9 protein-coding genes are annotated in these 9915 nt (G+C 73.7%); 3 read left to right on the top strand and 6 right to left on the bottom strand.

What is annotated here, in order from left to right; genetic code table 11:
• Nucleotides 1-46: 46 nt before the first annotated feature.
• The 4 genes from fxsA to ACFWAR_RS38300 form a co-directional block, all read right to left on the bottom strand.
• Nucleotides 47-628 (bottom strand): FxsA family membrane protein, encoded by a 582-nt coding sequence (gene fxsA, locus ACFWAR_RS38315; RefSeq protein ID WP_385788030.1) that lies wholly within the window; start codon nucleotides 626-628, stop codon nucleotides 47-49.
• A 158-nt stretch (nucleotides 629-786) separates the two neighbouring features.
• Nucleotides 787-1161 carry an RNA polymerase-binding protein RbpA gene (locus ACFWAR_RS38310; RefSeq protein WP_007262928.1) on the bottom strand — a complete coding sequence of 125 codons (375 nt, stop codon included), beginning with the start codon at nucleotides 1159-1161 and terminating at the stop codon, nucleotides 787-789.
• 324 nt (nucleotides 1162-1485) lie between these two features.
• The gene (locus ACFWAR_RS38305) at nucleotides 1486-2883 is read right to left on the bottom strand and encodes an MFS transporter (RefSeq protein WP_385788028.1); all 1398 of its coding nucleotides are present in this window, start codon (nucleotides 2881-2883) and stop codon (nucleotides 1486-1488) included.
• 67 nt (nucleotides 2884-2950) lie between these two features.
• The gene (locus ACFWAR_RS38300; protein WP_385788025.1) at nucleotides 2951-3721 is read right to left on the bottom strand and encodes a glycerophosphodiester phosphodiesterase family protein; all 771 of its coding nucleotides are present in this window, start codon (nucleotides 3719-3721) and stop codon (nucleotides 2951-2953) included.
• Between the two features lie 197 nt (nucleotides 3722-3918).
• Between ACFWAR_RS38300 and ACFWAR_RS38295 the strand changes: the two genes are divergently transcribed.
• The gene (locus ACFWAR_RS38295; protein ID WP_385788022.1) at nucleotides 3919-5424 is read left to right on the top strand and encodes a PLP-dependent aminotransferase family protein; all 1506 of its coding nucleotides are present in this window, start codon (nucleotides 3919-3921) and stop codon (nucleotides 5422-5424) included.
• Nucleotides 5425-5489: 65 nt separating this feature from the next.
• Here ACFWAR_RS38295 and ACFWAR_RS38290 read toward each other — a convergent pair whose 3' ends face one another.
• Nucleotides 5490-7112: a hypothetical protein gene (locus ACFWAR_RS38290; protein ID WP_385788019.1), complete on the bottom strand. Its 1623-nt coding sequence runs from the start codon at nucleotides 7110-7112 to the stop codon at nucleotides 5490-5492.
• Between the two features lie 53 nt (nucleotides 7113-7165).
• The gene (locus ACFWAR_RS38285; protein ID WP_008743136.1) at nucleotides 7166-7360 is read right to left on the bottom strand and encodes a hypothetical protein; all 195 of its coding nucleotides are present in this window, start codon (nucleotides 7358-7360) and stop codon (nucleotides 7166-7168) included.
• Nucleotides 7361-7695: 335 nt separating this feature from the next.
• On the opposite strand from ACFWAR_RS38285, the gene ACFWAR_RS38280 reads away from it, so the two are divergent.
• Together ACFWAR_RS38280 and ACFWAR_RS38275 are read left to right on the top strand one after the other, a co-directional pair.
• A complete protein-coding gene (locus ACFWAR_RS38280; RefSeq protein WP_385788016.1) occupies nucleotides 7696-8121 on the top strand; it encodes an ankyrin repeat domain-containing protein in 426 nt (141 codons plus the stop codon).
• Nucleotides 8122-8425: 304 nt separating this feature from the next.
• Nucleotides 8426-9823 (top strand): HEAT repeat domain-containing protein, encoded by a 1398-nt coding sequence (locus ACFWAR_RS38275; RefSeq protein WP_385788013.1) that lies wholly within the window; start codon nucleotides 8426-8428, stop codon nucleotides 9821-9823.
• Nucleotides 9824-9915 lie beyond the last annotated feature (92 nt).

The raw sequence follows: 9915 nt of genomic DNA, 5'->3' as shown, positions 1-9915 counted from the left end.
CGGCGGCGGTGTTCCGCCGCCGGGGCCGGGCGCGTGCGTACGGGGCTCAGGGCGCCAGCGGCGGGCGGTACCCGGTGTCCGGGCCGGACCCGTGGCGCGGCGCCGCGTCCTCGCGGATCACCTCGCCCCGCACGACCATCCCGTCGGGCTGGTGGATCCGGGCCTGCTGGAAGGCGTCGCCGAAGGAACCGGCGGGCGCCGCGGCGATCTTGCGCTCCAGCGAGCCGGTCACGCGACGGCCGAGCCACGCGCGCACCGGCGGCAGCAGCAGGAGCAGACCGGCCAGGTCGGAGAGCAGGCCGGGCACGATGAGCAGCAGCCCGCCGAGCATGACCAGGCCGTTGCCCGAGCCGGGCTGCTGCGGGGTCGGGCGCTGCCCCGTCTGGGCCTGTTGGAAGGTCTGCGCGAGGTTCTTGAAGGCGCGCCGCCCGGCCCGCTTGATGACCACCACACCGAGCACCAGACCGACCGCGAGCACGAGGGTCACGGCGAATCCGCCGCCCAGGGCGGCGAGCCGGGCGAGCAGCCAGATCTCCAGGATGAACCAGGCGGCTACCGCCAGGGGTACGAAGGTGCGGGCGCGCGAGCGCCGCCGGGGGGCCGTCGAGGTGGGAACGCCGGTCGTCATACCTCCAGTGTGCCCGGGGTCGCGTAAAAGCGACCTCAATCGGAGGTACCGGACATCCCCTAGGGGTCGTCCGCCCGCGGGGGAGCGGAACAGGGCAAGCCGAGGGCCCCCGCCACACGGAATGTGGCGGGGGCCCTCGGCTTGTCGGTGTCCGGGTGTCAGGCGGACTTGCGGCTGTCCCGCGGATGCACGGCAATGTTCATGGCGCCGGAACGAAGGACCGCCAGCCTCTCGGCCAGCACTTCCTCCAGCTCCTCGCGGGTGCGTCGCTCCATGAGCATGTCCCAGTGCGTTCGCGCAGGCTTGCCCTTCTTCTCTTCGGGCCCGTCGCCGTCCACCAGAAGTGCCATGGCGCCGCACGCCTTGCACTCCCACTCCGGCGGAATTTCGGCCTCAACCGAGAACGGCATCTCAAATCGATGTCCGTTCTGGCATGCGTACTCCACCGCCTGGCGCGGGGCCAGATCGATGCCGCGGTCCGTCTCGTAGCTGGTAACCACGAGGCGCGTACCGCGGAGAGCTCGCTCACTCATGAATCGTGCCTCCCGGGCTTGTCGCCCACAGGACAGGTGTCGCTGTCGTCGTCATCCGGTCAACGTCCGGTCGGCGGTATTGATTCCCGCTCCGGGTCATGCGTCGCCCGTCGTACCGCCCCTTGTTGTACCCACCAATGCCCGTTTTGTCACATCTGGCAGCAGATGTCACCCAGCGTCTTCATTTATTGACTACGCAGTAACGGTCCGCCTGGCAGGCCAAAGGCGTACACTACCGGCCCTTCGCTTCAACGTCTAAATTTGTTCGGAACTCGTTCGCCAGATCGGTCGACGGGTCCCCTTTCGACCGCCGCCCGGCGGTGTTCAGATCCTCTCCGGAACAGGATTCCCCGCCGCTTCCACCGCGCGCCGCACCGGCACCCGTGCGAGGAGCACGAATCCCAGTGCGAAGAAGACCACCAGCGAGATGATCGCGTCCCGGTAGCTGCCCGTGACCTGGTACGTCAGGCCGAAGACCAGGGGACCGACCCAGCTCAGGCCGCGGTCGCTCATCTCGTACGCGGAGAAGTACTCGGCCTCCTTGCCCGCCGGGACGAGGTGCGAGAAGAGCGAGCGGGAGAGGGCCTGGCTGCCGCCCAGGACCAGCCCGATCATGGACGCGAGCGCGAAGAACCACACCGGGGTGCGGGCCGGGAGGAAGTACCCGGCGGCCAGCGTGAGCCCCCACGCGGCCAGCGAACCGAGGATCGTCCGCTTGGCGCCGTAGACGCGGGCCAGACGGCCCATCCCCAGTGCGCCCGCCACCGCGAGCACCTGGACCAGCAGCACCGCCACGATCAGCGTGGACTGCTCCAGCTCCAGCTCCTCCGAGCCGTAGATCGAGGCCTGCGAGATCACCGTCTGCACGCCGTCGTTGTAGATCAGGTAGGCGAGCAGGAACGACAGGGTCAGCGGATAGCGGCGCATGTCCTTGAGCGTCGCGATCAGCTGCTTCCACCCGCTGACGGCCGGGCCCTCCTCCCGGACCACCTTCCGGTCCCGCAACCGGCGCAACGGAACGATCGTGAAGGCCCCCCACCACAGACCGGCCGAGGCCAGGCAGATGCGCACGGCCGCGCCCTCGGAGAGGCCGAAGGAGTCGTGGCCCTGGAAGAGCACCAGGTTCAGCACCAGGACGAAGGCGCCCGAGGTGTAGCCGAAGGCCCAGCCCCGCGAGGAGACGGTGTCCCGCTCGTCCGGACCCGCGATCTGCGGCAGGTAGGCGTTGTAGAGCACCATCGAGACCGCAAGGGACGCGTTCGCGACGATCAGCAGCACCCCGCCCAGCAGGTAGCGGTCGCCGCCGAGGAAGAACATTCCGGTCGTGGCCGCGGCCCCCGTGTACGCCGCCGCCGCGAGCAGCGGCTTCTTGCGGCCGCCGCGGTCCGCGACCGCCCCCGCCAGCGGCATGATCAGCACGGCCACGATCACCGACGCCGACACCGCGTACGCGAAGAACGACCCGGCCCGCACCGGTATGCCCAGCGGGTGGACGTAGCCGTGCGCGTCCGCGGCGGCCTTGGCGACCGCCGTCAGGTACGGCCCGAGGAACACCGTGAGCACGCTCGTCGAATACACCGAGCAGGCGAAGTCGTAGAAGTACCAGCCGTGCTGCTCGCGCCTGCGGGCCGCCGCCGCGGCCTTCCCGCCGTCGGCCGCCCCGCTCCCGTCGCCGTCGTCCCCCGCACCGGGTTCCGCTTCCGCCGTGGTCCGCGTACTCATCCGTGCCCCTCGCTGGTCCCCGTACCGCACGGCCCGCCGCGCCCCGCGCGGCGGCCGTGCGGGCCGGTCAGGCCCAGGCCCCGCGGCGCTCCAGCACCGTGCGCAAGATGTCGATCCGGTCGGTCATGATGCCATCGACACCCAGGTCCAGCAGCGATTCCATACGTTCCGATTCGTTCACGGTCCACACGTGGACCTGGAGGCCCCGCGCGTGCGCCGTCTCCACGAAGCGCCGGTCGACCACGCGGATGCCCGACTGGACCTCCGGGACCTGCGCCGCCACCGCCCCCACGCGCAGCGCCGCCGGGATCGCGAACGAGCGCAGCCGCAGCCCCAGCACGCCCCGCACCCCGTACGAGGTGGCCAGCCGGGGCCCGGCGATCCGCTGCGCCCGCGCCACCCGCCCCTCCGAGAACGAACCGACGCACACCCGGTCCCAGGCCCCGGTCCGCGCGATCAGGTCGAGCAGCGGGAAGAGCGCGGGCTCGGCCTTGACGTCGACGTTCCAGCGGGCGTGCGGGAACTCCTCCAGCAGCTCCTCGAAGAGGGGCAGCGGCTCGCTCCCGGCCACCCGGGCCGCGCGCACCGCGCTCCAGGGGAGCTCGCCGATCCGCCCCCGCGCGTCGGTCACCCGGTCCAAGGTGGCGTCGTGGAAGGCGACCAGGCGTCCGTCGGCGGTCGCGTGGACGTCGGTCTCGAAGTACCGGTACCCGGCGGCGGCGGCCCGCCGGAAGGTGGTGGCGGTGTTCTCCAGCCCGTCCGCGGCCCCGCCGCGATGCGCGAAGGGAAGCGGAGCCGGGTGGTCCAGATAGGGGTGCCGAAGGCGTACGTACGTCACGGCGGCAGTATGCACCGGCCGGACCGGCTCCGCCCCGGGCGGCCGGGCGACTGCCGGGCGACCGCCGCGCGGCCGCCGCCCCGGGGCCGCTGGCCCAAGTGGCTCCCGGCGTGACACCCTGGGCCCGCAGGAACAAGCCAATCCCGGTCGCGGCACCCCCGCTCCGGGGCCAATCCTTCGAAAGTGGACCGGACAGCATGGCTCAGTGGACCTCCGCGGTCGGTGCCGCACAGCTCGCCCGGCTGATCACCTCGCAGCAGCAGCCGCAGCCCGCGGTGGCGGGCGCGCGCAAGCCGCCGGCCTACCGTGCGCTCGCCGACGGGATCAGGCTGCTGGTCCTGGAGGGCCGGGTGCCCGTCGCGGCCCGACTGCCCGCCGAGCGCGAGCTGGCCGTCGCCCTCGCGCTCAGCCGCACCACCGTCGCCGCCGCCTACGAGGCCCTGCGCTCCGAGGGGTTCCTGGAGTCCCGCCGCGGCGCCGGGAGCTGGACCTCCGTACCGGCCGGGAACCCGCTGCCCGCGCGCGGCCTGGAGCCGCTGCCGCCGGAGGCCCTCGGTTCCATGATCGACCTCGGCTGCGCGGCCCTGCCCGCCCCCGAACCGTGGCTGACCAAGGCCGTCCAGGGGGCGCTGGAGGAGCTGCCGCCCTACGCGCACACCCACGGGGACTACCCGGCGGGCCTGCCCGCGCTGCGCCGGATGCTCGCCGACCGCTACACCGAGCGCGGCATCCCGACCATGCCCGAGCAGATCATGGTCACCACCGGGGCGATGGGCGCGATCGACGCCATCTGCAGCCTCTTCGCCGGCCGCGGCGAGCGGATCGCGGTGGAATCCCCCTCCTACGCCAACATCCTCCAGCTCATGCGCGCCGCCGGGGCCCGCCTGGTGCCCGTCGCGATGGCGGACGGGCTCGCCGGCTGGGACATGGCCACCTGGCGCCAGGTGCTGCGCGACGCCGCGCCCCGCCTCGCCTACGTGGTCGCGGACTTCCACAACCCCACCGGAGCCCTGGCCTCCGAGGAGCAGCGCCGCGAGATGGTCGAGGCGGCCCGCTCGGCCGGCACCGTCCTGGTCGTGGACGAGACCATGGCCGAACTGCGCCTGGACCCCGACCTGGAGCTGCCCCGCCCGGTCTGCTCCTTCGACCCCGCGGGCAGCACGGTCATCACGGTCGGCTCGGCCAGCAAGGCCTTCTGGGCGGGCATGCGGATCGGCTGGGTCCGCGCCGCCCCGGACGTGATCCGCAGCCTGGTGGCCGCCCGCGCCTACGCCGACCTGGGCACCCCGGTGCTGGAACAGCTGGCGGTGAACTGGCTGATGCGGACCGGGGGCTGGGAGGAGGCGGTGGAGATCCGCCGCACCCAGGCCCGGGAGAACCGGGACGCGCTGGTCGCGGCCGTGCGCCGGGAACTGCCCGACTGGGAGTTCGTGGTGCCGGGCGGCGGGCTGACCCTGTGGGCCCGCGCGGGCGGGCTGTCCGGCTCCCGGCTGGCGGAGGTGGGGGAGCGGGTCGGCGTGCGCGTCCCCTCCGGTCCGCGGTTCGGGGTCGACGGGGCCTTCGAGGGCTACGTGCGCCTGCCGTTCACGGTCGGCGGCCCGCTGGCCGAGGAAGCCGCCTCCCGCCTGGCCGCCGCGGCCCGGCTGGTGGGCAAGGGCGCGGGCGGCGGCGGAGCGGAGCCCCCGCGCACGTTCGTCGCGTAACCGCCGCGGGCCACGGGGGCCGCGCCGCCGGGCGGGGCTGCGTCTCCAGCCCCGCCGGCGACGGCCTACAGCGCGTCCGCCGCGTCCGCCGCGACCTCGGGGATCTCGGAGGCGTCGATCGCGGCGCCCTGGGCCGGGGTCCGGTCCGGGTGCGGGCGCAGCGGCTTCGACAGGACGGTGCGGGCGCGCTCGGGCAGCAGCGCGCGCACGGCCTCGCGGTGCACCGGGTGCGCCGCGTCGTCGTACGGGTCCGGGGTGGCCGGGACCTGGAGCCGGTGCACCGGGCCCGACCCGAGCCGGGCGTACCCGCGGCCGGGCGGGACCTGCGGGGTCGGCGTGGTGTGCGGGGGCAGCCCGAGGACCTCGGCGATCTGGTGGATCGCGGCCGGTCCGAGCACCGCCCGGGCCCGGGTGTGCTGCCACACCGCGTCGCCGAGGAACTCCAGGTGGTCGAACTGCTCGGCCACCACCACCGTGACGTGGACGGCCCGCCCGTGCCGCAGCGGGACCTGGAGCAGGCCCAGCGGATCGGGGCGCCCCTCGGCCGATGCCAGGTGGCCGAGCACGCTCGGCCGGTCCAGCAGGATCCACAGGGGGCGCCGGACGTCCTCGGGGGCGGGCTGCCCCGCCTCGCGGGCCCGGTGCCCGGCGATCAGCCGGCGCTCGGTCTCGTGGGCGGCCCACTCCAGGATCGCCAGCGCCCCGGCCGGACCGCTCTCCACGGCGAGCACCCCCGCGCGCCCCGAGAGGCAGGAGTACTCGCCGCTGCCGCCGCCCTCGACCAGCACCACGTCGCCGCCGTGCTGGAGGGCCTGCAGGGCGATGGAGCGCAGCAGGGTGGAGGTACCGCTGCCGGGTTGGCCGACGGCGAGCAGGTGGGGCTCGGTGGAGCGGGGGCCGGTCCGCCAGATCACCGGCGGCGCGTCGCGGGTCTCCTCGCCGTCGGCCACCGGCAGGGTGCGCTGCACCGAGGACGCGTCGGTGAAGCCGAGGACCGTCTCGCCGGGCGAGGTCACGAAGGGCTGGGCGGCGATGCTCGTGGGCAGCGCCGTCAGCACGCTCAGGTCCAACTGGTTGCCCTCCTCGTCCCAGGCGAAGAGGTACTCCCGCCCGCGCCCGGACTTGGCGTGCAGCAGGGACTCGATGCGCGCCCGCGAGGAGGCCTCGCCGTCGGTGAAGTAGGCCGGGTAGCGGATCCGCAGCCGGGTGAGGCGGCCCGCGTCGTCGAAGGCGAAGTCGCTGAAGGCCTTGTCCCACTCGCCGCCGTGGGCGAAGAGCGGGCTGGGGTCCTCGGGGATGGAGAAGTAGGGGACGAGGGCTTCGTAGAGGGAGCACAGGCGCTCGGTCTCCGCGTCGCCGGGCCCGGTCCGCACGGGGGTGCGGTCCCGCCCGTGCCAGCCGGCCGCCGCCATGAGGGTGACCAGGGCGATCAGCGGACCGTAGGGCACGAGCGCGACCACCAGCACGCAGGCCGCCCCCAGGAACAGCGCGGGACCGCGCCGGTCCTTCGGGGTGGCGGCCCACCTGCGCCGCCCGGCCGTGGCCAGGACGCGCAGGCCCCGCCCGATGGTCAGCAGCGGATGGAGGACGTCCGTGGCGTTGTCGGCGGCCGTGCGAGCGAGGTCGCGACCCCGGCTCAGCGAAGCGTTGCCGCTGATGAGGATGCGGGGAAGTGGGCGCCGGGCCACGGGCGTCTCCTGTGGTTCTTCGGTGCTGCTGGTACGGGCGGGGGTCGTGCCGGTCAGAGCTTGATGCCGCCGAGGAGGCTCGCGAGGCTGGCCGTACTGGCCGTGATGCTCGGGGCGATGGCCGATCCGGCGAGGAAGAAGCCGAACAGCGCACACACGAACGCATGGGACAGCTTCATCCCGTCCTTCTTGAAGAAGAGGAAGCAGATGATGCCGAGCAGGACGACACCTGAGATGGACAGGACCATAAGAAGCTCTCCAAGCTCTCCTGGTGGGTGGGGACAGTCACCATCAGTTGTTCCAGGCTCACAGCAAGTATCAATGCGATAAAAGGTGCAGATGGGTGATTTCTGTAATTTTTCACTGATCCGGACCAGTCGGACCGGCTCCGGGCCCGCTCCGCCGCCGCTCCCGTCGCGCTCCCCCGCGCGGGGGGATCTTTGCCTCGGTCCGGCCCCGCCATGTACCGGTGCGGGCAGTACTCTGTCGATTCACCCGTACGGACGTAGCGCCGTGCGTTCCCCTGCCCGCCCGGCCTGGGGAAACTTCACGCCAGGCAGCCAATGAGAGGCGGTACGACCCGATGAGCGAGCACGCCGAGAACGGCCACCAGGACGTCCCCGAGGTTCCCGACGAGGACGTCATCGAGCTGGCCACCAAGATCTTCGACCTCGCCCGGCAGGGCGACACCGAGACGCTCACCGCGTACCTCGACGCGGGCGTCCCGGCGAACCTCACGAACGACCGCGGCGACACCCTGGTCATGCTCGCCGCCTACCACGGCCACGCCGAGGCCGTCACGGCCCTGCTCGCCCGCGGCGCCGAGGGCGACCGCGCCAACGACCGCGGCCAGACCCCGCTCGCCGGCGCCGTCTTCAAGGGCGAGGAGCCGGTGATCCGCGCCCTGCTCGCCGGGGGAGCCGACCCGAACGCGGGCACGCCGTCCGCGGTGGACACCGCGCGCATGTTCGGGAAGGCCGACTTGCTCGAACTCTTCGGAGCCAAGTAGTCCGTTTCTACGGGGGCGTACATCCCGGGATGGTCACGGCGGCCTTAAATGTGGTCGCGGTGCACAAACCGGCTGGGTCATCATGGCGACGGATTCGATTCGCGAACCAGGGGCACGGGCAGGAACGGGCAGGACAAGACAGGTCCCCGCCCGGTCCGGCCGCCGGCCGCGACGCACCGAGAGAGTGAGAAGGCAATGGTCTACATCGAGCGGAACAAGACGGCGAACGTCCTCACATGCTGTTACGCGGCCCTGTGAATCCCGATTCCCGGTCGCGTCCCCAGCTTGATTTGAGGCCCTTCCCATGTTCGAACCAGTCATAGCGCCGAGCGGGACCCTGCTCGGTCTCCTCCAGCGCGGCCGCGGCGACGGCACGCTGCACGCGCTCGCCGCGCCCCGGGCGGAGGCCCTCGCGGCCCTCAACCAGTGCGTGCTGCGAGATCCGCGCCAGGACTGGCAGGTCGAGAACCGCTCCCTGTACTACGCCCGCCTGTACCTGGACCTCAGCGGTCCGCTCGGCGAGATCGAGGCGCACCTCTTCAGCGCCGAAGACCTCCTCGACGACGGTGACCACCGCACCGGGCTCGCCCTGTCCGTCCTCGGCCACCTGGCCTCGTACGGCCGCGACGACGCGCTGATGCTGCTGCGCCGCTACGCCGCCGCCGGGGCGAACTGGGCCTGGGCCCTGGACGAACTCGCGCTGCGCGACGACGACGCCGGGCTGCGCGCCCTGGCCGGGCCCGTCATGGCCCGGTTCCCCGACACGGTCGAGGGCGGCGCGCTGCTCGCGGCCGCCGTCCGCGACGCCTACGAACCGCGCCCGTGGAGCCTGTGGGAGCAGGGAGCCGAGTTCGGCGAGCGGCTGCGCGCCGCCCGCCAGCAGGGCTCCTTCGACCGCTGGCAGCGCCAGCTCACCCCGTCCGGGCCCCGCCCGGGCTGGGGCGTCCAGGCCGTCTTCGACTGGGCCGCGGACGGGCTGCTGCGCGGTACGCCGCTGCACGTCCCCGCCGCCCGCTGCCTGGCCGCCGTCGCCACGCCCGAGGACCGGTCGGCGATCCTGGCCGCCGCCGCGGGAGCCGGCGGCGAGGCCGCCCGCGCCACCGCGCTGCACCACCTCGTCCTGGCCGAGCCGGAGAACCCGGCCGTCCTCGACCTGATCGAGGCCGCCGGCGACGAACCCGCCGTGGCCGCCTACGAGCGCATGTGCGGCCCCGCCGCCGTCGACCGGGCCCGGGCCTGGGTGCACCGCCCCGACGCCCTGGGCGCGGCCGCGGCGGCCCTGCTGGCCGCCCGTGGCGGAGCCGAGGACGCGGGCCTGGTGCTCGGCGCGCTGCGCGCGACGGTCCGCGCGGCCGGACCCGACACCGTACGGCTCTTCACCCTGGTGGACGGCGCGGGACGGCTCGCCATCGGCTGCGCCGCGCCCGTACTGCGCCACGTCTACCGCGAGACCGCCTCGTCCCACCTGCGCGGCCGCGCCGCGCGGGCACTGGCCAGCACCGACCCGTCCTTCGCGGCGGGCTTCGCGGTCGAGTGCCTGTGGGACTGCGAGGAGACCACCCGCGAGGTGGCCGCCCACCACGCCGAGACCGCCGACGCCCGGGTCGCTCCGCGGCTGCGCCGCCTCGCGTCGGATCCGGCGGAAGAGGAAGACGTGCAGTCGGCGGTCCGCAACCGGATCGCACCGGAGTCCGCCGTGTAGCCGGGATCCGCCGCGGAGCCGCACGGCACGCGTCGCACGGCGTTCGAGGACGCGGGGGCGGGGGCGGGGACGCGGGGGCGATCGCCCCCGCG

The organism is Streptomyces sp. NPDC059917, from assembly GCF_042730635.1.
Classification (GTDB): domain Bacteria; phylum Actinomycetota; class Actinomycetes; order Streptomycetales; family Streptomycetaceae; genus Streptomyces.
Note: the sequence above shows the minus strand (reverse complement) of the source record. Positions and strands in the feature narration are given on the sequence as shown.